The sequence below is a fragment of the Pokkaliibacter sp. MBI-7 genome (assembly GCF_029846635.1).
In the GTDB taxonomy this organism is placed as follows: Bacteria; Pseudomonadota; Gammaproteobacteria; order Pseudomonadales; family Balneatricaceae; genus Pokkaliibacter.
Genome location: NZ_JARVTG010000001.1, coordinates 1,189,859 through 1,213,233, shown reverse-complemented (window position 1 = coordinate 1,213,233; position 23,375 = coordinate 1,189,859). Strand labels below are relative to the sequence as shown.

Annotated in this window: 22 protein-coding genes and 1 tRNA gene; 16 read left to right on the top strand and 7 right to left on the bottom strand. The window is 53.9% G+C overall.

Going from position 1 to position 23,375, the window contains the following annotated elements; genetic code table 11:
- The first annotated feature begins 145 nt into the window (after positions 1-145).
- The 7 genes from QCD60_RS05415 to QCD60_RS05385 all read left to right on the top strand — a co-directional run bounded on the left by QCD60_RS05415 (position 146) and on the right by QCD60_RS05385 (position 5,467).
- The gene (locus QCD60_RS05415) at positions 146-661 is read left to right on the top strand and encodes a TRAP transporter small permease (protein WP_279783101.1); all 516 of its coding nucleotides are present in this window, start codon (positions 146-148) and stop codon (positions 659-661) included.
- Between the two features lie 37 nt (positions 662-698).
- Positions 699-1,997 (top strand): TRAP transporter large permease, encoded by a 1,299-nt coding sequence (locus QCD60_RS05410; protein ID WP_279783099.1) that lies wholly within the window; start codon positions 699-701, stop codon positions 1,995-1,997.
- Positions 1,998-2,120: 123 nt separating this feature from the next.
- Positions 2,121-3,179, top strand: coding sequence for a helix-turn-helix domain-containing protein (locus QCD60_RS05405; protein WP_279783098.1), 1,059 nt, complete (start codon positions 2,121-2,123; stop codon positions 3,177-3,179).
- 86 nt (positions 3,180-3,265) lie between these two features.
- On the top strand, positions 3,266-3,997 hold the full coding sequence (locus QCD60_RS05400) for a LysR family transcriptional regulator (protein ID WP_279783097.1): 732 nt from the start codon (positions 3,266-3,268) through the stop codon (positions 3,995-3,997).
- Entirely contained in the window at positions 3,976-4,293 is a 318-nt protein-coding gene (locus QCD60_RS05395) for a LysR substrate-binding domain-containing protein (RefSeq protein WP_279783096.1), read from the top strand. The genes QCD60_RS05400 and QCD60_RS05395 overlap by 22 nt, the downstream gene beginning before the upstream one ends.
- A 148-nt stretch (positions 4,294-4,441) precedes the next feature.
- Positions 4,442-5,143: an AzlC family ABC transporter permease gene (locus tag QCD60_RS05390; protein ID WP_279783095.1), complete on the top strand. Its 702-nt coding sequence runs from the start codon at positions 4,442-4,444 to the stop codon at positions 5,141-5,143.
- Complete coding sequence (locus QCD60_RS05385; protein ID WP_279783094.1) at positions 5,144-5,467, top strand: AzlD domain-containing protein; 324 nt, start codon at positions 5,144-5,146, stop codon at positions 5,465-5,467.
- Positions 5,468-5,597: 130 nt separating this feature from the next.
- On the opposite strand, the gene QCD60_RS05380 is transcribed toward QCD60_RS05385, so the two are convergent.
- Together QCD60_RS05380 and QCD60_RS05375 are read right to left on the bottom strand one after the other, a co-directional pair.
- On the bottom strand, positions 5,598-6,779 hold the full coding sequence (locus tag QCD60_RS05380) for an NAD(P)/FAD-dependent oxidoreductase (protein ID WP_279783093.1): 1,182 nt from the start codon (positions 6,777-6,779) through the stop codon (positions 5,598-5,600).
- Positions 6,780-6,907: 128 nt separating this feature from the next.
- Positions 6,908-9,766 carry a valine--tRNA ligase gene (locus tag QCD60_RS05375; RefSeq protein ID WP_279783092.1) on the bottom strand — a complete coding sequence of 953 codons (2,859 nt, stop codon included), beginning with the start codon at positions 9,764-9,766 and terminating at the stop codon, positions 6,908-6,910.
- A 691-nt stretch (positions 9,767-10,457) separates the two neighbouring features.
- Between QCD60_RS05375 and QCD60_RS05370 the strand changes: the two genes are divergently transcribed.
- Together QCD60_RS05370 and QCD60_RS05365 are read left to right on the top strand one after the other, a co-directional pair.
- Entirely contained in the window at positions 10,458-10,910 is a 453-nt protein-coding gene (locus QCD60_RS05370; protein ID WP_279783091.1) for a hypothetical protein, read from the top strand.
- Between the two features lie 144 nt (positions 10,911-11,054).
- Positions 11,055-11,273 carry a hypothetical protein gene (locus QCD60_RS05365; protein ID WP_104155414.1) on the top strand — a complete coding sequence of 73 codons (219 nt, stop codon included), beginning with the start codon at positions 11,055-11,057 and terminating at the stop codon, positions 11,271-11,273.
- A gap of 233 nt (positions 11,274-11,506) precedes the next feature.
- On the opposite strand, the gene QCD60_RS05360 is transcribed toward QCD60_RS05365, so the two are convergent.
- Together QCD60_RS05360 and QCD60_RS05355 are read right to left on the bottom strand one after the other, a co-directional pair.
- A complete protein-coding gene (locus QCD60_RS05360) occupies positions 11,507-11,938 on the bottom strand; it encodes a DNA polymerase III subunit chi (RefSeq protein ID WP_279783090.1) in 432 nt (143 codons plus the stop codon).
- A gap of 136 nt (positions 11,939-12,074) precedes the next feature.
- Positions 12,075-13,562, bottom strand: coding sequence for a leucyl aminopeptidase (locus tag QCD60_RS05355; protein ID WP_279783088.1), 1,488 nt, complete (start codon positions 13,560-13,562; stop codon positions 12,075-12,077).
- 348 nt (positions 13,563-13,910) lie between these two features.
- Between QCD60_RS05355 and lptF the strand changes: the two genes are divergently transcribed.
- Positions 13,911-15,044 (top strand): LPS export ABC transporter permease LptF, encoded by a 1,134-nt coding sequence (gene lptF / locus QCD60_RS05350; protein WP_279783087.1) that lies wholly within the window; start codon positions 13,911-13,913, stop codon positions 15,042-15,044.
- Entirely contained in the window at positions 15,044-16,105 is a 1,062-nt protein-coding gene (gene lptG, locus QCD60_RS05345) for an LPS export ABC transporter permease LptG (RefSeq protein WP_104155418.1), read from the top strand. Before lptF ends, lptG begins: the two co-directional genes overlap by 1 nt.
- A 46-nt stretch (positions 16,106-16,151) precedes the next feature.
- Here lptG and QCD60_RS05340 read toward each other — a convergent pair whose 3' ends face one another.
- Together QCD60_RS05340 and QCD60_RS05335 are read right to left on the bottom strand one after the other, a co-directional pair.
- Positions 16,152-16,631, bottom strand: coding sequence for an RDD family protein (locus QCD60_RS05340; protein WP_279783086.1), 480 nt, complete (start codon positions 16,629-16,631; stop codon positions 16,152-16,154).
- 188 nt (positions 16,632-16,819) lie between these two features.
- The gene (locus QCD60_RS05335; RefSeq protein ID WP_279783085.1) at positions 16,820-17,626 is read right to left on the bottom strand and encodes a tetratricopeptide repeat protein; all 807 of its coding nucleotides are present in this window, start codon (positions 17,624-17,626) and stop codon (positions 16,820-16,822) included.
- Between the two features lie 395 nt (positions 17,627-18,021).
- Between QCD60_RS05335 and QCD60_RS05330 the strand changes: the two genes are divergently transcribed.
- The gene (locus QCD60_RS05330; protein ID WP_279783084.1) at positions 18,022-18,336 is read left to right on the top strand and encodes a phasin family protein; all 315 of its coding nucleotides are present in this window, start codon (positions 18,022-18,024) and stop codon (positions 18,334-18,336) included.
- Between the two features lie 113 nt (positions 18,337-18,449).
- On the opposite strand, the gene QCD60_RS05325 is transcribed toward QCD60_RS05330, so the two are convergent.
- Positions 18,450-18,536, bottom strand: a tRNA-Leu gene (locus QCD60_RS05325).
- 336 nt (positions 18,537-18,872) lie between these two features.
- On the opposite strand from QCD60_RS05325, the gene queA reads away from it, so the two are divergent.
- The 4 genes from queA to secD all read left to right on the top strand — a co-directional run bounded on the left by queA (position 18,873) and on the right by secD (position 23,375).
- Positions 18,873-19,919: a tRNA preQ1(34) S-adenosylmethionine ribosyltransferase-isomerase QueA gene (queA, locus tag QCD60_RS05320; protein WP_279783083.1), complete on the top strand. Its 1,047-nt coding sequence runs from the start codon at positions 18,873-18,875 to the stop codon at positions 19,917-19,919.
- A gap of 22 nt (positions 19,920-19,941) precedes the next feature.
- A complete protein-coding gene (gene tgt / locus QCD60_RS05315; RefSeq protein WP_279787887.1) occupies positions 19,942-21,054 on the top strand; it encodes a tRNA guanosine(34) transglycosylase Tgt in 1,113 nt (370 codons plus the stop codon).
- 29 nt (positions 21,055-21,083) lie between these two features.
- The gene (yajC, locus tag QCD60_RS05310; protein ID WP_104155424.1) at positions 21,084-21,416 is read left to right on the top strand and encodes a preprotein translocase subunit YajC; all 333 of its coding nucleotides are present in this window, start codon (positions 21,084-21,086) and stop codon (positions 21,414-21,416) included.
- A gap of 69 nt (positions 21,417-21,485) precedes the next feature.
- The gene (gene secD / locus QCD60_RS05305; protein ID WP_104155425.1) at positions 21,486-23,375 is read left to right on the top strand and encodes a protein translocase subunit SecD; all 1,890 of its coding nucleotides are present in this window, start codon (positions 21,486-21,488) and stop codon (positions 23,373-23,375) included.

Sequence of the window (23,375 nt, the reverse complement as noted above, 5' to 3'; positions counted from 1 at the left end):
AACCGTTGACGCTTTCAGGCTACAGACACTTCGAGTCGGGTGCTGTCTGTGGTCGGGCTGTCGAGTCATATTCGTCGGTTGTTGTGCTTTTTTGGTAACCGGGCTTGATGAGTTTAACCGTCATCATTTTGGTACTTAGGAGTTAATGATGAATGGGATATCTGCATTGTTCGACGGGCTGGATTTCATAATAGCCAATATCATAAAACCGGTAGTTGTCGTACTCAGCTGTATTATCGCTTTCCTGATGGTCTACGGAATATTTGCCCGCTCCATAATTGGCCATCCGGTATTTGGCCTCGAAGAAATTATTATGATGGCAGCGGTCTGGCTTTATATGCTGGGCGCCGTACTGGCATCCAGAGATCGCTCACACTTAGCGGCTGACTTTGTTCAGGTTGTTTGCAAAAACCAGAAGGTCGTGAAATTCATGACGCTGGTTGCAACGGCGATTTCGCTATTTATGGCTGTCATGTTTTCAATATGGGGTTATGACCTTTTTATCTGGGGATATGAAAAGGGCCAGACCACCATCGTATTCCACATTCCTCAGTATCTTGCCCAGGGCAGTTTGTTTGTTGCCAGTCTATTGCTGATTTTTTATCTGCTGCGTGATTGTGTGAACGATTTCGCCAGTTTTAAAAACGCTTTGAAAGACTGATTGGTAACAGACGCAGTAAGCATTTGAAGGTGTATATATGGGAGCTTTAATAGCGATACTCACGGTGATACTGCTGATGATGATCGGCGTACCTGTGGTGTTTTCCTTTGCGGCGATGACACTGGTGTTGTCGCTGGTCTATGACGTTGATATTTCCTCGCTGATGACCACCGGTTTCTGGTCCATCAACTCGCTGATCCTGCTGGCGCTGCCACTCTTCGTCATGACGGGCTATCTGATGCAGTCCGGTGGCATTGCTGCCCGCCTGGTGGGTTTCGTTGAAGCGCTGGTAGGCAAGTCACGCAGTGGCATGGGCTCCTCCATGGTGGTGGCCTGCGGTATTTTTGGTGCGATTTCCGGAACGGCTTCTGCCGCGGTCGCCTCGATTGGTACTATCATGATCGGCCCGATGGAGAAACACGGTTACAAACGTGAGTACACCAGCGCCCTGCTGGGTATTTCTTCGTTGCTGGGCCTGCTGATACCACCCAGCATCACCATGATTCTGTTTGCTGTGGTTACCCGGCAATCCGTGGCTGCCTGCTTCCTGTCGACCATTGGCCCCGGCATTCTGCTCATCATCGTGCTGTGCTTCATGAATTGGCTAAAAATGCGCCATCATGAAGATCCCGCTGCAGAACAGCTGACCTTTCAAACCCGTATGAAGGGTATCAGTACGGCCGGCTGGAAAGCTCTGCCTGCTCTGGTACTGCCGGTGATTATCCTGGGCGGGATTTACGGTGGTGTCTTTACCCCGACTGAGGCAGCGGCCATTGCGGCGGTGTATTCCATCTTTGCCGGACTGTTTATCTACAAGGAACTGAATCTGAGAAAGATCGGTGCCTGTCTGATCGAAGCGGCCACCACCACTGGTGTCATCATGGTCATCCTGGTGTTCTCGTTTGTTGCCAGCCGTATCTTTATCTTTGACCGCGTTCCGCAGCAGCTGACGGATCTGCTGATGGATGTATTCAAGGACAAGCTGGTGATCCTGCTGGTGGTTAACATCTTCCTGATCCTGCTCGGCATGATCATGGATGACGTCAGTGTTGTGGCTATCGTCAGCCCCTTGCTGCTGCCGGTGATGGTGAGTATTGGTGTCGACCCCGTGCAGTTCGCTGCCATCGTCGGGACCAGCGTGGTGATCGGCTGTAACAGCCCGCCCATGGCACCAATCCTGTTCATGACCTGCCGCGTCGGTAATGTGGGGATCTCCAAGGTCATGCGTCCGGCCATGGGCTTTATGCTGTTCGCCGCGCTGCCAGTGATGCTGATTACTACTTACTGGCCACCGCTTTCACTCTATCTGCCCAAGTTGTTTGGCTATATCAACTGATCGCCAATAACCAGCCACGAAGGTGTATGGGCACGCTCATACACCTTTATTTGCAATCCACTCGCTGCAAGGTGAGTTCAACACGCACTTTATCAACGTTTTGGTATAAGTCAGGTGATGAAGATGGGTGAGAAGCTAGGAAAATTCAGGGCAGGCTTTACCAGCCCGTTAATGCACACCAACCGCATTGTGACCAAGGACATTGCCATCAATGGCGTGGCGCCAAGAGGTATTGAGGAGCAGGTTGAAGCGAAGAAAACGCTGTTTGTGCTGCTGGAGAACTTTTCTCTGGCGTCATTTACCGGGGCGCTGGATGTACTGGTAACCGCTAATCTGCTGACCCCGTCACCGGTCTTTGCAATACAGACCGCCAGTATGGACGGGCACAATATCGTCAGCGATCTGGGTATCGAGATTACCGTCAACACGGCGGTAGAGAGTGTTCTGTCCAGGGATGTGGACATGTTGATTATCTGTGGTGGCTTCAGGACCCCCCTGATCAGTTTGCCCAGCCTCAATCGCCTCATTTCTGCCTGTAATAAAAAGGATGCCTGGATTGGCGGGCTATGGAATGGGGCCTATTTTATGGCCGCAGCCGGATTGCTGGGGCTACATCAGGGGGCTATTCATCCCGAATGCCGGGAGATCCTCAAAGAGCATTTTCCGCTGACCAGACTCAGTAAGGCGTCTCATGTGGTGGATGAAAGCTATTTCTCCTGTGCGGGATCCCATGGCGCAATCAGCGTCATGCTGGAGGTGCTGAAAAAGTTGCTCGGTAGCAACATGAAGAAAGGGGTCAGCAGTATTCTGCTGACAGAGTCGCATCGCCCCATCAATTCTGTCATTACCAACAGTGTGGCGATGTTTTCCGACAAGCTGATGTCGATTATCGATCTGATGGAGAACAATCTGGAGGAGCCGCTGGAGATTGCCGAAATCAGTCAGTACACGGCCTTGTCCAAGCGGCAGGTCGAGCGTCTGTTCCTGCGCTATTTCTTTACCACGCCGTCGAGATTCTATCTGGAATTGCGACTGAACCGGGCCCGTCAGCTGCTGATGCAGACCAACTATAAAGTCTGTGAAGTGGCCATGGCCTGTGGCTTCAAATGCAGTGCACATGTCAGTCGCAGCTTCAAGCTGGTCTACGGTTCTTCGCCAGCGGTATTCCGGGTCAGATCCTGATCCAGTGCGAATAGTAGTTGCGGCTGGCGGATGGACTTTGCCCAGAGGGCGGGGCTACTCTTGTTTGGCCTTCTTATGAGTCAAGTATGTTAAGAAATATGGTTAAGCATGCTGAGCCTGACAAGGTTCTGGTCAAGATGCCCTCTCTGCGGGCGGTGAAGTCCTTTGTGGCGGCAGCCAAATATCAGAGCTTTACCCGTGCGGCGGAAGCGCTGTGTGTCAGTCAGGCAGCTATCAGCCGGCAGATACGTGAGCTTGAGTCCTATCTGGGCGTAGCATTGTTTGATCGTGTTGATCGTGTTGATCGTGTTGGTCGTGCCGTGGAGCTGACGGAGGCGGGCACCATTTTCAATGACGCTGCCTATCTGTCGTTTGTGAATATCGCTCAGGCTGCAGAACGTATTCAGGACGTCGGTAGCAACAAGAAAACCATGACGTTGTGCTGTACGCCTGCCTTTTCGGCACTGTGGCTGTCACGACGCCTGCCGGAGTTCCTGTTTCAGAATCAGGATATTCATATCAGTGTCGTCACGACGGAAAACTTTTTACAGATGGAGCCAGGGGTTGCCCCGGATATCTTTATCAACAAGATCTCCTACCCGCGCGATGGCTATCTGTCGATTCCGCTATTCTACGACCTCATCTATCCGGTCTGCTCACCAGCCTTTTTGCAGCAACACCCCGAGGTGGCCACGTTACAGGGGCTGAAGAGCGCTCCGTTGCTGAACCTGAGCCCCTATGGCCGGGCGCAGATTGCTGAGCACATCGACTGGTACGTCTGGTTCTCCTTTTTGACATGGCGCCAGTCAAGAAAGTGACGGAGGGTGCCAATACCTTCAATGCCAACGACTACAACATGCTGATACAGATGGCACTGGCCGGGCACGGTGTGTCGCTTGGCTGGAGCCATCTGATTGCTCCGCTTATCAGTGAGGGGCGGCTGGTCAGGCCGGTATCGCAAAGCGTCGAGCTGAAGGAAAAGCAGCATTATCTGAACTTTATGAAAGACAAGCTGAACAGCGAACCTTTTATTCGTTTCCGGGACTGGTTCCTTGCCGAGGTGGGCTCTGAGGTAACCTGTATTGATGCCGATGCAGGTATCGCCGTTCGCTGAGAACCTTTTCTCACGCTGAGTGGCGAGCGCTCCTTAGGGCATGTATCCCCGTTCACTGGCGGGTTATTCAGATATCACTTCAATCGGTTAATAGCTTTTCCTGCAGGGAAAGCTGCGACCAATACAAAAGCAGAATTGAGGCGTACCTATGCAACGTACGGCGGCAAAGGCGGCATTTTTTGATGGGGTAAGGACGTTGTTGCCATTGACGCCGGGGGTCTTGCCCTTTGGTCTGGTGACCGGACTGGCTGCGGTGGATATGGGCTATTCACCCGGCACCACACTGGGAATGACGCTGCTGTTTTTTGCCGGGTCCGCACAGATGGCTGCATTTCAGCTGCTGAAAAATGATGCCTATGCACTGGTGATTCTGTTGACCACCATTGTGATTAACCTGCGCTTTGTCATGTACAGCGCCTCGCTGGCCCCTCATCTGCATCACCTTCCGAGAAGCTTGCGCTGGTCGCTGAGTTATCTGCTGTCTGATCAGGCCTATGCCCTGAGTATTGTCAGGCTGTCTTCGGCAGAGCAGGATGGCAGCGGGCACTGGTTTCTGGCTGGAACGGCATTGAGTATGTGGTTGTGCTGGGTACTGTCGGTCATGGTGGGCGTGTTTGTGGGGGCAGGGATTCCCCAGACCTGGTCGCTGGAGTTTGCTATTCCTTTGTCATTCCTGGCGCTGCTGGTTCCTGCTATTCGTAACTCTGCCAGTCTGTCAGCAGCCACGGTCGCCGGGATCATTGCTATTCTGGCGGCAGGCATGCCCTATAACCTTGGACTGCTGCTGGCATCGTGTTGTGGAATCATCACCGGGCTGACCGTTGAGTCACTGCAACGGAGGGCCGCATAAATGTCTGACGGATCGTTGTGGCTGCTGTTTGTGGCGATCGGGTTGTGTACCTTTGCCCTGCGGCTGTCTTTTATCGAACTCTATGGCCGTTTGCGTGTGCCGCCACTGCTTAGCCGGGCGCTGGTCTATGTCCCTGCCAGTGTGCTGGCTGCACTGGTAACTCCGGCGGTGGTAATGCCCTCGACAGAGCTGGGCGGGCAGCTGGACTGGCCGAAGATCATCTCCGCCATCGTTGCTGCCGCGGTTGCCTGGAAATGCCGCAACACCCTGTACACCGTGATAGCGGGAATGAGTTGCTTATGGCTGTTGCAGGCGTGGTTCTAGAGTCTGTGCATGATCCGCTGCGCGATGGCCTGCGGAGCTGAAAGGCCATAGGAGCGCCATTTACATCTCCGCACTCCGGTTCCTTCTCTGTATCTCTCGCCCGGTCGCGATATGGTGAACGGGTTCTGAATTACACCACGCTACCGGCACTGAAGCCGGACGCCCAGGCCCACTGAAAGTTGTAGCCGCCCAGCTGGCCGGTGACATCCATCACCTCGCCAATGAAATAGAGGTTGGGGATGTCATTGACGGCCATGGTTTTGGACGACAGATGGCGAGTGTCTACGCCGCCTAATGTCACCTCGGCGGTGCGATAGCCTTCCGTGCCGCTGGGCTTGATCTGCCATTGCTGCAGCAGCTCAACCACTTCTCGTAGCCGGGTGTCGCTGTAGGTTTGCATAGGCCCCTGCCAGTCATGCAGGGTGCAGAGCGTAGTTGCCAGACGTTTGGGCAGCTGCTGCGCCAGCCAGGTTTCCAGGCTTTGCTTGGGATGTTGCTGACGATGCTGGCGCAGGTCGTCCAATAGCCCCTTCGTGGTGGGGAACAGGTTGAGCTGAATGACATCGCCCGGCTGCCAGTAAGTAGAAATCTGCAGGATGGAGGGGCCGCTCAGGCCTCGATGGGTAAACAGCATTGGCTCGCGGAAACGGTACTTGCCACAGCTGACCTCGACCTCGCAGCTCAAACCGGACAGCGGCGACAGATGCTCCAGCTGCTGGGGTTGCAGGGTGAAAGGGACCAGCGCGGCGCGGGTGGGCAATATATCCATACCGAACTGGCGGGCGATATCGTAGCCGAAGCCGGTCGCGCCCATGGTGGGGATCGACAGGCCACCGCAGGCAATCACCAGTGACTCACACTGTATTGCGCCCATGCTGGTCTGTAGCTGGAAGCCATCGCGGATAGGGGTGATCTTGTCTACCGACGTTTTCAGCCGGATATCCACACCAGCCCATTCGCATTCGGTCAGCAGAATGGACAATACGTCCTTGCTGCTGTGGTCACAGAACAGTTGTCCCGGTGCCTTCTCGTGATATTCCAGGCCGTGACGGTCCACCAGTTCAACAAAGTCTCGCGGGGTGTAGCGCTTGAGGGCCGAGATGCAGAAGTGGGGGTTATCAGACAGATAATTGGCAGGCGTTGCATTCATATTGGTGAAGTTGCAGCGTCCTCCGCCCGACATGAGGATTTTCTTGCCGGCTTTGTTGGCATGGTCGAGTACCAGTACCGAGCGGCCACGATAGCCCGCAGTCAGGGCACACATCAGACCGGCGGCACCGGCACCGATAATCACTACATCAGAGGTCAGCATAATCAGAGGTCAGACTGGTCATTCATCAAACGATGGGTCAGAGAGACAGAGGGTCAGTCTGACAGGTATCAAAAAAAGAAGTGCCCGAGGGCAGAGCCGTCGGGCACCTGGTCACTACCGCACTGGCGTTACAGTGACTTCATGCGTTCCAGCTGTTCTTCCAGCTTGGCGCGGCTGATGTCCAGTTCCGCAACGCGGGCACGGTCTTTCTCGACCACGGCCACGGGGGCTTTCTCGACATAGCTGGCGTTATCCAGCTTGGATTTCAGCTTGGTGTATTCCTGAGTCTGCTTGTCCAGTTCCTTGCTGATACGGGCGATTTCCGCTTCGGCATCGATCAGACCAGCCATCGGAACCAATACTTCCATCTCACCGACCAGTGCGGTGGCTGACAGCGGCGCTTCCTTGTCAGCCTCAAGCCAAGTCAGGCTTTCCAGCTTGGCCAGCTTCATCAGGAAGGTGCGGTTTTGCTCCAGACGACGCTGGTCTTCGCTGTCGCCATGACGGCAGAACACGTTGATGGCTTTGGCCGGGGAAATGTTCATCTCGCCACGGATGTTACGCACGCCGAGAATAACCCCTTTCACCCATTCCAGATCCACCAGTGCCTGCTGGTCGATACGCTCGTTTTTGGCTACTGGCCAGGGCTGCTGCATCAGGGTATCACCCTGTTTGCCGGCGAGGTCACGTACCTTCTGCCAGATTTCTTCAGTGATGAAGGGCATGAAGGGATGAGCCAGGCGCAGGATCACTTCCAGTACACGAACCAGGGTCTGACGGGTGCCGCGCAGTTGCTCAGCGCTGGCGGTCTTGTCCCACAGTACGGGTTTGGACAGCTCCAGATACCAGTCACAGTATTCGTTCCAGACAAACTCATATAACGCCTGAGAGGCGAGGTCGAAGCGATAGGTATCCAGCGCTTCGGTAACGCGCTGTTCAGCTTCCTGCAGACGGCTGATAATCCAGCGATCCGCCAGAGACAGCGCCACATCTCCGCCGTTCTGGCCACAATCCTGGCCTTCGGCGTTCATCAGCACGTACTTGCCTGCGTTCCAGATCTTGTTACAGAAGTTACGGAAGCCTTCCAGACGCTGTACGTCGAACTTGATATCGCGACCGGTGGAGGCCAGCGAGTAGTAGGTAAAGCGCAGGGCATCAGTACCGTAGGCAGCAATACCTTCGGGGAATTCCTTGCGCGTTGCCTTGTCGATCTTGGCGGCCAGCTGCGGCTGCATCATGTTGGCAGTACGCTTGGCCAGCAGATCGTCGAGGCTGATACCGTCGATGAGGTCAATCGGGTCCAGTACGTTGCCCTTGGTCTTGGACATCTTCTGACCCTGAGAGTCGCGAATCAGGCCGGTCACGTAGACCGTCTTGAAGGGGACCTGTGCCTTGCCGTTTTCATCCTTCATAAAGTGCATGGTCATCATGATCATGCGCGCCACCCAGAAGAAGATGATGTCAAAGCCAGTAACCAGTACGGAGGTGGGGTGGAAGGCTTTCAGCTCGGCCGTGTTCTCCGGCCAGCCCATGGTGCCGAAGGTCCACAGTGCAGAAGAGAACCAGGTATCCAGTACGTCGTTGTCCTGTGACAGTACGAGTTCGGCACTCAGGTTGTACTTACTGCGTGCTTCTTCCTCGGTACGTGCGACATAGACGTTACCTTCGGCGTCGTACCAGGCCGGAATACGATGCCCCCACCACAACTGACGGGAAATACACCAGTCCTGCAGGTTACGCATCCAGGAGAAGTACATGTTTTCGTATTGCTTGGGTACGAACTGAATATCGCCGTTCTCGACAGCCTCGATGGCAGGCTTGGCCAGCGCTTCTACAGCGACGAACCATTGATCGGTTAGCATCGGCTCGACCACCACCCCTGAGCGGTCACCGCGTGGGGCTTTGAGTACGTGATCAGCGATTTTATCGAGCAGTCCCAGTGCCTCGAAGTCTGCGACGATCTGCTTGCGGCCCTCGTAGCGGTCCAGCCCGGCATACTTGGCGGGCAGGGTGCTGGCATAGGCATCACCGGTCTTGCCTTCGCACGTCAGTACTTCGGCTTCCGCGCGGATGGCGGCATCCAGGGTCAGTACGTTGATCATAGGCAGCTGATGGCGCTTGCCGACTTCGTAGTCATTGAAGTCGTGGGCCGGGGTGATTTTCACGCAGCCGGTACCAAACTCACGATCTACGTAGTCATCAGCAATGATGGGGATCAGGCGGTCGACCAGTGGCAGTTGTACGAACTTGCCGATCAGGTGCTGATAACGCTCATCTTCAGGGTGTACGGCGACTGCGGTGTCACCGAGCATGGTCTCTGGGCGTGTGGTCGCTACGACGATGTAGTCCAGGCCATCGGCCGTTTTGGCGCCGTCGGCCAGCGGATAACGGAAATGCCAGAGGAAGCCTTTTTCTTCTTCGTCGGAAAGTACTTCCAGATCGGAAATGGCGGTGTGCAGCTTGGGATCCCAGTTGACCAGGCGCTTGCCACGGTAGATCAGTTTATCGTCATAGAGGCGGACAAAAACTTCCTGAACGGCTTTATAAAAACCTTCATCCATAGTGAAGCGCTCGGAACTCCAGTCAACGGAGTTGCCCAGTCGGCGCATCTGGCGGGTGATGTTACCGCCGGACTCTGCTTTCCATTCCCAGATCTTGTCGATGAAGGTTTCACGGCCCAGATCATGACGGGTCTTGCCTTCTTCATGCGCCAGCTTACGCTCGACCACCATCTGGGTCGCGATACCGGCATGGTCGGTGCCTACTTTCCACAGCGTGTTGCAGCCTTTCATGCGCTGATAGCGAATCAGAGCATCCATCAGGGTGTGCTGGAAGCCGTGGCCCATGTGCAGGCTACCGGTGACGTTGGGTGGTGGGATGACGATGGAGTAGGGCTGGCCTTCGCCGGACGGGGCGAAATAGCCTTTCTCTTCCCAGGTTTGATACCACTGACGCTCGATAGCTTGAGGATTAAAAGTCTTATCCATGGGGAAATCTGTAATCTGCCTAGCCGGATGGGGCTCCATAAACGTCTGCTGTGCAGGCACAGCGGCTGGAGCACTGGGGTCAATTCGACGATAACGGGCGATTATACCCCGGCATCCAGCTGGCGGTGAACCCTGTTTGCCGCAGGATGTGAATACTTTGCGGCGATCAGATTGCTGAAAAAAGGAATGTCTGTCACTAATGTCATGAGTATCTGCCGCATTTACAACAATCAGAAACATAGCTGGTGCTAGGCACTCTCAGGGTGATCGATTACTATTCAGCCGTTGGCAATTCTTGTTACACGGATGTACACAGATGCAGTCATGCTTCGCTGCAATTTTCTGGGTAGGTCTGCAGTCTGTGGTCTACTACTCCAGTTGATGTATGAGTGTGGGATTTCTGGCCCGCCTCTCTGTGTATCCATCATTGTTTTGTGATGTCTCACATGGGAAGTGTTTGCACCTGAACACTTTTGACTTTATTCGTAAATCTGGATTCACCCACTATTGCCCTGTCAGGATTTATATCCGTTGCTGTGGAATAGGTTTCAATATCTCTGTGACCGTTGTCATTCGGATGTCCTGAATTGGCTGCACCGAATGTGGAGTGCTTGAAAAAATGCGCGTATGGCGTAATTTTGCTTTTCTGCTTATGTTATTGAATGTTTTATTGGCGGGGTGTGCTGCACCTTTGCTACTGGGAGCCCAGGGGCAACTACTCGGTGCGCTTTTGCGCCCGCTGGTAGGCGCCAACCCTGCTGATACCAAGTTGTTTGAGCAGCCTGTTATTAAAACTCGCATGGTTGCCTTGCTGGGTGAGGAGCGCTACTCGACCACCGTCAGTTTGCTGAATACGGCCACTGCAATTCAGCAGGAGGGGCCGTTGATATATGTAGTGTCACGTTATTCTCCCTTGCCTGATCTGGCACAGAAAGCCGGATTTGTTTGGAACTCTGACAGCAACCGCATGGCTCTGATGCTGGTAGATAACCAGGGAGCGGCTTCGGTGTTTGCTGAGCCTCAGGCTGAGTCAGTGGATCCAGCGTTACCTCTGGCGTGGCCGCAGGAGCTGGCTGTGATTTTGAATAAGGATAATTCGTCCAGTCCAGCATTACCCATATCTAATGTGCCGGTAATGCAATAAGCACGCATTGATGGTCTGATATTGGAAAAAAGCAAAAAGGACACTATTGGCTAGCAATGAGGGAATTGTTAATAAACTGGCCAAACGGAATAGATTTAAAACATATCTTTCACATCCATCTTTTTCCTTATTTAGGTTAGCTGAATGACAGAAGAAAAAATAACCAGCTTATTACAAGGCTACAGCCTGGATGATTTATATCAGCTCAAGGCGATATTGGAGCGCAAGGTTGAAGAGCAGCGTGCAAAGCAAACTCAGGTACGTAAGTTTGGCTTTCGTGCATCATTGAAAGAGTTGGCTGACAGCAGCGGTCTGGATATCGCTTCTCTGATGAAAGATGCCGCTCAGTGGCAGAAGCGCTGAATTACCTTTGGGTGTCATCGCTCTCGCTTCACCAGGCTGACTCGCGACGTGACTTCTATAGGGCATAGCTTCTAAAGCATAGTGGCTGTCAGAGCCTGTGTGTAAGAGCTGTCTTTGCGCGTATCGCTTTGGGCAATAGTGCTTCTTCTATTTGTTTCTCACGGCAGACTGGCTAACCCAGACCTTCAGGATCATGAGTATGAAGCTGTTAGCAGTGTATGGTCTCTGCCATTTCAGCCCAGCTTGTGAATCTGTGGCGTAAGTCCCATTTTCTTGAACTGGCGATAGTGATCGCGCTGTGCATCCAGCCATACTGGATCCTGAACGACTATTTCCAGGACTCTCTCAAAACTATGCATCGCTTCAGGCAGGTGCAGATCGAAGTTCACCAGAATGTCCCTTTTTTCTGGCCATGATTGTGGGTGGCCAAGCGTGATAGGGCTATCTCCTGCAAATTCTTTGTCCAGTCGATGGTGAGGCAGAAAGTCGGTAATGTCACTCTGCCAGAGAAAACTGTCGAGCTCCTCGCACTCATTCTGATCACGGCAGTGGATATGGAATCGATGGCCCTTGAGCCACTGACGTCCGAGCAGGGTGCCGAGGATACGCCAGCGGTCCTGATCCTGATGAGAGTTAAGAATGTAGAAGTCTACCCGTTGCAGCATAGTGAGGTTTCTGACCAATAACGGCGAGGCGAGGGATTATGGCAGTAAAGTCAGGGAGAGGGCAAAGGCTGTAAGATGCAGGCCACACCACACGAGGTGATGTGGCCTGCAAGCATATGTTTATGCAGAGGCCGGATTACAAGCGATCCAGCAGATACTGGGTCAGCAGGGGAACGCAGCGACCGGTTGAGCCCTTGGCTTTGCCGCTGGTCCAGGCAGTACCTGCGATGTCCAGATGCGCCCAGCGGTAGCTTTTGGTGAAGCGTGACAGGAAGCAGGCCGCAGTAATGCTGCCGCCGGGGCGTCCGCCAATGTTGGGGATATCTGCAAAGTTGGAGTCCAGCTGTTCCTGATACTCTTCGTACAGCGGCAGACGCCAGCAACGGTCATAAGACGTTTGGCCTGCGCTGTACAGGGCATCTGCCAGCGCATCATCATTGGCCATCAGCCCTGATGTATGGTGGCCCAGGGCAATCACGCAGGCGCCGGTCAGGGTAGCAATGTCGATAACGGTTTCAGGGTTGAAGCGCTCAACATAGGTAAGAGCATCACACAGAACCAAGCGGCCTTCCGCATCGGTATTGAGGATCTCTACGGTCTGGCCAGACATGGTGGTAACCACATCACCCGGCTTGGTCGCACGTCCACTGGGCATGTTTTCTGCCGCGGCCACTACGCTAACCACGTTCAAGGGCAGCTTCAGTTCGCACAGTGCTTTCATCAGACCAAACACGCTGGCCGCACCGCCCATGTCGAATTTCATCTCATCCATACCTTCGCCGGGCTTCAGGCTGATGCCACCGGTATCGAAGGTAATACCTTTGCCAACGAATACGTAAGGCTTGCTGCCATCAGCCAGCCCCTTGTAGTTCATGACGATCAGCTTTGACGGCTGATCACTGCCAGCGCCCACTGAGAGCAGGCAGTTCATGCCCAGTGCACGCATCTGATCTTCATCCAGCACTTCGGTACTGAGTATGCTGCTGTTGTCGGCTGCCAGAGCGATAGCCTGCTCTGCCAGATAGGTAGGTGTGCAGATGTTACCGGGCAGGTTGGCCAGGCTCTTGGCCAGTTCAACGCCCGCGGCAATACCTTGACCATGGCGCAGGGCCTCGTTGCCAGACTGGGCTTCAGTAGCGTTGATGGCTACTGCCAGCTCATTCAGCTTAGGTGCCTCTGCTTTCTTGCTCTTGGTCGCATCATAGACGTACAGGCTGGACTCACCCTGTTCGACCAGCTGACGGGCTTTCCAGGCAGTAGAGCGGCCGGGTACCTCAATCTCACTCAGATAGGTCTCGGCAGTGGCGACGGAGCGGTCATTCAGCTCTTTGGTTGCAGCTTGTACCAGTTTGATATATTTGCCGGTACTCAATTCGTTCGGTTTACCCGCGCCCACCAGTAACACTGCACTGTTGCAGCCGTTCAGATAGGGCAGTAGCAGGGTTGCAGCGGGCTTGCCTTTGGCGCGGCCTGACTGCAGTAGTGCGCTGATCTGGCCTTGGCTGGCCTGATCCAAAGCGGTTGCGGAAGGCGTCATCGAGCCGTCTTCATAAACCCCTACTACAACACATTCACGGCTGGACGTGAGTACATTGTCGGTACTCAGATGGATGCTCAGTGACATGAGTTATTCCTTAGAAATGCAAGCTTTCATGTGAAACGGATACCCTCGGCATCCTACTCCGTCACCTGGGGGGACGCAATGTTGCCCCCGGAGCGAAGCTGACGCCGTGGTTACAGCTGGTTAGAATAGGCCGCCTCTGGTGAAGTGGCTTTACCGGACGCTATTCATTCTTGCGCTGATGATAATGCGGTTGATGATAAAAGTAGACTACTCAGATGGTTGTCAGCGCAACGCGGTCATAGATACCGCTGGTTGTTGTGATCAGTATGCAATGGGGTGGCGGATAATTGCCGAATGGCTGTCGGGCGGTAGCCATTATGATCCTGGTAAAAAATAACGGGTGATGCAGTGATAAAAAGCGGGTCTATCGTAACGCGGTATCTGGGCAGAGAGCTGGGTTTCAGTATGTTAGCTGTCAGCCTGGTGCTGCTGGTCATCATCATGGGGGGGCGGCTGATCAAGTACCTGGCCCAGGCAGCCGCAGGTAGTATCGATCCCGGTGTGCTTGCCAGCGTCATGGCATATCGCTTGCCTGCATTTCTGGAGCTGATTCTGCCGCTCGGGTTCTTCCTTGGTATTTTGCTTGGCTACGGTCGTCTCTATGTCGAGAGTGAAATGACGGTGTTAAATGCCTGCGGTATCAGCCAGTCTCAGGTGCTTCGTTCTACCTTTATATATGCATCCATACTGGCGGTTTGCATTGCCGCACTGAGTTTATGGGTCAGCCCCTGGGGGTTGACCAAGACCGCCATGCTGCTTCAGCAGCAGTCATCCGCATCTGCTGTAGAGCGCCTGGCGCCTGGTCGTTTTCAGAAGTCCAGCGATGGCCGTCGGGTAACCTATGTTGAGGCCAATGGCGATGCCAAGTGGCAGATGAAGGGCATCTTTATGGCGGTGGCAGATCAGAATGGCCAGCGTCAGCAGATTCTGGTGGCTGACGAGGGACGCCAGCAAGCGGACGACAATAATGAAGGGCGGTACTGGATTCTTAATGAAGGTAGCCGTTATACCCTGACGCCGGGACAGGCTGACGTGGTGCGCAGCCATTTTGCTGAGTATGGTGCCAAGATTGCGGAATCTGAGGCTGCACGAGAGATTGATCAGGCCGAAACGCTTAGCACGGCACGACTGCTCAGGTTGGAGCAGCCTGCTCGCGACCTGGCTCATTTGCAGTGGCGCCTTTCCCTGCCGGTCATGATCTTTGTGGTTACCCTGCTGGCATTGCCACTGGCTCAGGTAAATCCGCGGCAGGGGCGTTTTGCCAAATTAATTCCCGCTATTCTGGTCTATCTGGCTTATCTGTTTTTACTGTCCTGGGCGCGTACCCAGGTAGTAAAGGGGCACATTTCTCCCTACATCGGATTGTGGTGGGTGCATCTGCTGTTTCTGGCCGTCGGCGTTGCTCTGATGTGGGGGCCTGACTGGTGGCGACAGCAGCGTTATCGACAGGGTCTGGCAGCAGGTAAAGGAGTGGCCTCGTGATGTCTATGTTGGATCGTTACATTGCCCGCCACGTATTGATGGCAACGGGCCTGTCTTTATTTGTACTGGAAGGGCTGGATATGCTGTTTGCCTTTCTTGATGAGCTGGATGACCTTGGCGAGGGTTATACCCTGGGCAAGATTGTCCAGTATTTGCTTTATAGCCTGCCAGATCGCTTGTATGACATGTTGCCAATCAGTGCCCTGATGGGGGCATTGATTGGTCTGGGGATGCTGGCAGCCAGCAGTGAATTGACCGTTATGCGTGCTGCAGGTACCAGTATGTGGCAGCTGGCTCGCAGTCTGTTTTATCCCACCTTTCTGATCATGTTGCTGGTGACCTTTATCGGCGAAGTGCTGGTGCCACACTATGCCCCTGAAGCGGAAAGCGTGCGTGCAGTGGCGCTTGGCAAGCAGGACAAATATGCCAGCCGTTACAGCGTGTGGCATCGTGAAGGCGACACCTTTATGCACTTCAATGCAGTGGATAGTCGCGGGGTCATTTATGGTGTCACTGAATATCAGTTCAGCCCCAGCCGAGAGTTGGTCAGTACCCGCACGGCTGAGCAGGCGCAGTATCAGGATGGTCACTGGACGCTGGAGCATGTGCAGGATATGCAGCTTAGCCAGCATGAGGTGAAAACCACGCAGCAGAATCAGGTTGCCTGGAACACTCAACTGACTCCTGAGCTGCTGCGTCTGGTGGTGCTGGATCCGTTGTATCTGTCGATGGAAGGATTGTGGCATTACGGCAGTTATCTGCGGGATCAGGGCTTGGAGTCGGATGCGTACTGGCTGGCATTCTGGCAGAAGTTGTTGCAGCCCATTGCCACACTGGCGCTGGTACTGGTGGGGATGTCCTTTGTTTTTGGGCCGTTGCGCTCAGTAAGCATGGGGCAGCGTGTAGTGAGTGGGCTGATTGTCGGGGTCGCATTCCGTCTCAGTCAGCAGCTATTGGGGCCGGTGGTCACCTTGTCAGGGGTATCACCTCTGCTGGCGGTGATGGTGCCAATAGTGCTCTGCGTCATTGCGGGCATGTATTTGTTACGCAGAGTGCGCTGACGCTTTATCAGCCTCGATACTCTGGTGTCGACTTGCCACTACCTGCTTATTGCTTCCTGGTGGTTTTGGGCAGTACGACCAGACGGCTTTCCGAATAGCGGTCATGCCACGTCAGGCGTTCCTTGTCCCACAGTGACCAGAGAAAACCCAGTCCACAGCACGCTAGGGACACGCAGGCCATCAGAAAGCGAACCAGTGCTTGCATATAGGATATGGGCTGACCGTCTGTGCGCTGTACTCTGACACGCCAGCATTGCATGCCCAGGGTCTGGCCGGGCCAGGTCCAGAACTTGGCAAAAAAAGCAAAAACACTGATAAACAGAAGGCTGCGAAACAGTGGCCCCTTTGCCGCAACCACCGGGCCAGTGTTGCCAATGTTGCTCACGGCCATGGCGATGGCTGTCAGCACCATCAGCAGTGCTATACACAGTAATGAGTCATAAAACATGGCTGCCAGACGTCGTATCAGTGAGGCGGCAGGATAGCTCTGGGCAAGTGCGCTGCCTTCATCAAAAGGGCGTGGCATAACGGCTCCTGAGGTAAGAACGTGTTCGCGATCTGCTGGGTGTCGGCCACAAGGTGTTGAAAAGACCCTTTGCAGGCTCGCTGGCTTATTGATCCCTTTACACGGCGCTTTTCTCAGTGCTTTTCGCCTTGCCGGGCCTTGGAGCACGAGAATCTGAGCGGGTTTTGGGCCGTTGGTATAGGGGAGTGCTAACTTGCTTTGCTGTTAAGCTCGGCCTTTATCGACTCTGCCAAATTGCGCGCGCGTTGCAGTTGTTCTGATGTCAGCTTGAGCTCCAGGCGCGATATCATTTTCAGGGCTATAGCATGGCCCTTATCGGCGGCATTCTTCAGCCAGGCATAGCCGATGACATCGGCATCATCGCTTTTATCTTCGCCATGGTTATTGAAATACATAGCGCCCAGCCAAAACATCGCTTCATCCAGTCCGAGCTGGGCAGCGGCCCGGTAATCATTTTCGGCCTGATGGAAGTTCTGATTGATCCCTATCGCCAGGTTATAGCATCGGCCGCGGTTAAGAATGCCCTCGGGCAGATTTTGAGTGGCAGCCATGCTGTACCAGTGGAAAGCCTGCTCTGGGCTGCGCTCGGTACCCTGACCGAACTCGTACATCTTGCCTAATCGGTTCTGTGCTTCGGCATCTCCCGCCTTAGCCCTAGGCAAAAGGGCATCCAGCTCCTTGCGGTAATCTTCATTTTTCAGGCTGCGAAGCGCATTGAGTGCATCCATGTTGCCCTGGCTGGCGGCTCCCTGGTAGTAAACCTTGGCTTTCTCCTTGTCGAGCGGTACGCCCGTACCTTTCTCGTACATTTGTGCCAGCAGATAAAGCGCATCGGCATTGCCTTGCTCAGCGAGGGGTTGCAGGTGTTGCAAGGCCTTGCTGTAGTCCTGCTGCTGAAAGGCTTCGGAGCCCACTTCGAGGCTTGCGGCGTAACTGGCAGAGGTACCGAGGCTAAGCCATACTGCAGCGAGCGCGGGCAGCAAAAAATTTTTCATGATCGAACTCTCGTTGGGATTCGACGGCTGAGCGCATCGCTGTCTGGTGCCGGAAGTGGCGTTGTTCTCGATGCTTTAGTGTTGGCGTATAAGCCTCGGCATTGTAGACAAACTTCACCCCTGAGGAAAATTGAGGAGTATCAACAGAAAGGCGCTATGACGCTTCTTTGTCTGTGCTGCTCTGGGGTAAGGTAGCAGGTATCGCCCGGTCAGCGACAAGTCGGGTCTGTGCTGAAGAGTGTGAGCACAGGCGCACATCGGCTGGTGTGAATGTAATGTCAGGTGGTGACCGTCACAATTCACAGGTATATAGGGAATGGGCGTGCAGCCATTTTTTACAAGCAAAGTAATGCGAAAACAGAGCGTTAGCTCACATGATGAAAAGGAGTTAGACCATGATTGATTCCATGAATAAGCAGATGAAGGATGCGATGGGTCCTCTGCAGGAGATGATGCGGATCCAGACTAATATGCTGGAGTTGCTGGCAAAGCAGCAGATGGAGTGCACTCAAAGCTGTGTTGAGGCGACGATGGCACAAACCAAGGAATTGCCCAATTGCAGCAAGCCTGAAGATGTAGTGAAGCTGCAGCAGGCTTATGCCAAAGAAATCGAAGAAACGCTGCGTCAGGCCGGTCAGCGCAATATGGATATTCTGAATGAGGCGCGTGTGGCTCTTACTGAGCTGGCACAGAAAAGTATGAAGGCCTGAAAAGGCTGAGAGATGAGCGCGGCACGGCTCATGGTTGTCTTAGGACAAGTCGGTGTTAGTGCCGGGTAAAATAAAAGAGGCGCTTCAGTGTTTGCTGAGCGCCTCTTTAAATTTGGTGCCGAAGGTGGGACTCGAACCCACACGTTGTCGCCAACGCCGGATTTTGAATCCGGTGCGTCTACCGATTCCGCCACTTCGGCAATGGAGCTGCATTATAGGGATCGGCTTTCATGAGTCAAATGCTTTTTAACTCATGGCTGAAATAACCCTCTGATTTTACAACAGCTCTTCATCTGCCACTGACGTGCTCACGTCTTCTTAACTCCCTGCATAAACTGCTTGCTGAATGAAAAGGATACAGTGAGCTGCTTTTTGATGGTTCTGGTAAAGGCCTTCATGCAGTACAATGCTTCCCCTTTTTAGCTGGTGCCTATCCCTGTGAACTGGCTTGGTCAGTTGGTGGTTGCTAACGCCCAAGGCCCTTTGTGGATGAGTGGTACAGCCTATTTTTTGTCTGGACGAACCAAATCACTGATATGCAGGTCAAAGACTTTCACTTCGAGCTTCCTGATGAGCTGATCGCCCGCTACCCCATGGCCGAACGCTCTGCCAGCCGTCTGTTATGCCTTGATGGGCAAAGTGGCTATATCAATTTCAAGGTGTTTCGCGATATCGCCGGGATGATCAGCGATAAGGACTTGTTGGTATTCAATAATACGCGAGTCATTCCGGCACGGCTGTTCGGGCAAAAGGACTCTGGCGGCAAGGTTGAGGTGCTGGTGGAGCGTATTATTGATGACAAGCGCGTGCTGGCTCACATTCGCTCCAGTAAATCACCCAAACCAGGTACACGGCTGTTGCTCGAAGGACAGGTAGAAGCAGAGATGCTGGCCCGTCATGATGCGCTTTTTGAACTGGCTTTTTTGGGTGATGAATCCGTGCTGAGCGTGCTGGAGCGTGTCGGGCATATGCCTCTTCCGCCCTACATGAGCCGGGAGGATGAGCTGGAAGATCGCGAGCGTTATCAAACGGTTTATAACGAAAAACCGGGGGCAGTGGCGGCGCCTACTGCCGGTTTGCATTTTGATGAGCCGTTGTTGAAGGTGCTACAGGACAAGGGGGTCGAGTTCGCCTTTGTCACCTTGCATGTCGGGGCGGGGACATTTCAGCCGGTACGTGTGGACCGTATTGAAGATCACCACATGCACAGTGAGTATCTGGAGGTGTCTGCTGAAGTCTGCGAAGCCGTACGTCGTACCCGGGCGCGTGGTGGCAGAGTCATTGCGGTAGGGACGACCAGTGTTCGCTCGCTGGAGAGCGCATCACGCAGCGGGCATATCGAGCCCTATGTAGGGGAGACAGATATTTTTATTTACCCCGGCTATGTCTTTCGCAGTGTTGATGCCTTGATTACTAATTTCCACCTGCCGGAATCTACGCTGTTGATGTTGGTGTCAGCACTGGCAGGTTATGAACACATCATGAGTGCTTATCAGCGAGCGATTGCTGAACGGATGCGTTTTTTCAGTTATGGCGATGCCATGTTTATCAGCTGCCCCCAGTCAGGGGCCAAAGGTGAGTAACTCCATGACTCGTTCATGTTATATGCAGTTTGAGCTGCTGGCTGAAGAAGGTCAGGCACGTCGTGGACGATTGACCTTTCCCCGTGGTGTGGTGGAAACCCCTGCCTTCATGCCGGTCGGTACGTATGGCACGGTCAAGGGTATGCTGCCACGTGACATTGAGGAGATCGGTGCGCAAATCATTCTGGGCAATACCTTTCACCTGATGCTGCGTCCAGGCACTGAAGTGGTGAAAAAGCATGGTGGGCTGCATGAGTTCAATCAATGGCCAAAGCCCATACTGACAGACTCTGGCGGTTTTCAGGTATTCAGCCTCGGTAAAATGCGCAAAATTACCGAGCATGGCGTGACCTTCCGCTCACCGGTGGATGGTGCCAAGGTCGAACTGACTCCTGAGCGTTCAATGGAAGTTCAGCGCGATCTAGGCTCTGACGTTGTAATGATCTTTGATGAGTGCACTCCTTACCCTGCTACCGAGCGACAGGCAGCGGATTCGATGCGGTTATCTCTGCGCTGGGCCAAGCGCTCGAAGGCGGCTCATGGTGAGAGTCCGGCGGCCTTGTTTGGTATCGTGCAGGGCGGGATGTATGAATATCTGCGCGAGGAATCCCTGGCCGGGCTGACCGAGATTGGCTTTGATGGGTATGCCATCGGTGGATTGTCGGTCGGTGAGCCTAAAGATGACATGATGCGCATTCTGTCACATACCGCTCCCAAACTGCCCAAGGACCGTCCGCGCTATCTGATGGGAGTAGGCCGTCCAGAAGATCTGGTGGAAGGGGTGCGTCGTGGTGTCGATATGTTTGATTGCGTCATGCCTACCCGCAATGCCCGTAATGGTCATCTGTTCACTTCCGAAGGCGTGATCAAAATCCGCAACGCCAGGCATCGTGAGGATACCGGCACGCTTGGCCCTGAGTGTAACTGCTACACCTGTCAGAACTTCTCCCGTGCTTATCTCCATCACCTTGATAAATGTGGAGAAATGCTGGCAGCTCAACTCAATACCATTCATAACCTGCGCTATTACCAGACCCTGATGGCTGGATTGCGTGGGGCAATTGAAGCGGGTACATTGGGCGACTTCGTTGATGATTTCTATCAGCGACGTGGTATGACCACGCCGCCGTTATAACAAGTTTCAACTACCTTAGGAGACCTCTAATGAGCTGGTTTATTGCTCCTGCCTATGCAGCTGATGCACCTGCTGCGGCACCCGGTGGCGAATTCTTCAACCTGATCTTCCTGGTTGGCTTTGCTGTCATTTTCTATTTCTTCCTGTGGCGTCCTCAATCAAAACGCCAGAAGGAGCACAAGAATCTGATTACCGGACTGAACAAGGGAGACGAAGTGGTGACCAGCGGTGGCATCCTTGGTCGTGTCAGCAAAGTGACTGATGACTACATAGTGCTGGCGGTGTCCGATACCGTCGAGCTGAAAGTGCAGAAAGTGTACATTTCAGCGGCGCTGCCCAAAGGCACTATCAAGAATATCTGAGTCTATACCTGCAGTTAGGCGCCTTAGGGCGCCTTTCCTGCATTCTATAAATGTAGAAAAGGCAACTTCATGCTCAACCGTTATCCGTTGTGGAAGTATTTGCTGATTCTGGTAGTGCTGGCGGTCGCAAGCATTTATGCGGCGCCCAACCTCTATCCAGATGACTATGCTGTGCAGATCAGTGCCAGCCGTTCCGGAGAAGTGGTCGACGAGGCAACACTCAAGCGTGCAGAGGCGGCTATTGCTGCGAAAAACATCGGCATCAAAGGTGCCGAGCGTGCTGAGAATGACCAAAGCGCCCTGATCCGCATGAACAGCGGTGAAGATCAGCTGATTGCACGGGATATCGTGGCCCAGGCTCTTGGCCAGGACTACGTGGTAGCACTCAACCTGGCGCCGACTACTCCGGCCTGGTTGACGTCTTTGGGCGCAGGACCGATGAAACTCGGCCTCGACTTGCGTGGCGGTGTGCACTTCCTGATGGAAGTGGATATGGCCGAGGCGGTCACCCAGCGTCTGGACGTCTATCAGTCAGAGATCAAGACCAAGTTGCGTGAAGCCAAGTTGCGCTACAGCAAGGTCGATCATGACCAGCAAAGTGGCAAGCTGCAAATTGACTTCCGTGATGCCGATGCTCGTGATCAGGCCGTGACGCTGTTGCGTAAGGACTATCCTGAGTTTGTGCTGGAGACGGCTGAGGCTGACGGTCAGCCTGCCATCATGATCAATCTCAGCGAGAAAACCACGCGCGAGATCGAAGATTATGCCATTACCCAGAACCTGACCACGCTGCGTAATCGTGTCAATGAGCTGGGGGTGGCCGAGCCGCTGGTGCAACGTCAGGGACGCAATCGTATTGTCGTGGAGTTGCCTGGGGTGCAGGATACCGCCGCGGCCAAACGTGTGCTGGGGGCAACTGCCAATCTGGAGTTCCGTCTGGAGTCACGTTCTGATGCGGCTGCCGGTACTACGGAGACGTTCAACTTCCGCTCAGCCCCTAATCGTCAGGCGACACTGGAGCGCGACATTATTATCACCGGTAATAACGTCTCCAGCGCTTCTTCTTCCTTCGATGAGACTGGCCGGCCACAGGTAAACGTCAATCTTGACTCGGCCGGTGGCAAGATGATGAACCGCATCACCCGCAATGCTGTGGGACGCAAGATGGCGGTACTGTTCATCGAGCACAAAACACGCAATGTGGTGTCCAGCGAGAATGGTCAGAACGTGGAAAAACGCGTTCCTTATGTTGAAAAGTCCATCATCTCTCTGGCGACGATCCAGTCTGCGCTGGGTAACTCCTTCCGTATCACCGGTCTGGATAGCAACGGCGAGGCTTCAGAGCTAGCGTTGCTGTTGCGCGCAGGCTCATTGGCTGCACCTGTCTACATCGTTGAAGAGCGTACGGTTGGTCCTAGCCTTGGTCAGCAGAACATCGAGCGCGGTGTGTTCTCTGCAGAGGTGGGCCTGGCACTGGTGGTGGTATTCATGCTGCTCTATTACCGCACCTTCGGTCTGATTGCCAACATTGCACTTGGTCTCAACATCGCTCTGCTGATCGCGGTGATGTCGATCATTTCGTCAACGCTGACGCTGCCAGGTATTGCCGGTATCGTGTTGACAATGGGGATGGCGGTCGATGCCAACGTATTGATTTTCTCCAGGATAAAGGAGGAGCTGGCGAATAAGGCGCCCGTGCAGATGGCCATTCATGCTGGCTATGAACGTGCCTTTACTACCATTCTCGACTCCAACCTGACGACCCTGCTGGTGGGGCTGATTCTGTTCTTTATGGGAACCGGGCCGGTCAAAGGCTTCGCTGTCACTCTGTCGATCGGCATTATCACCTCTATGTTTACCGCCATCATGGTTACCCGTGCGCTGGTTAACCTGTTGTACGGTGGTCGTAAGCTGAATCAATTGCCGATTTGGCCTCTGTTCTTCAAGGGAGGTGCCTGA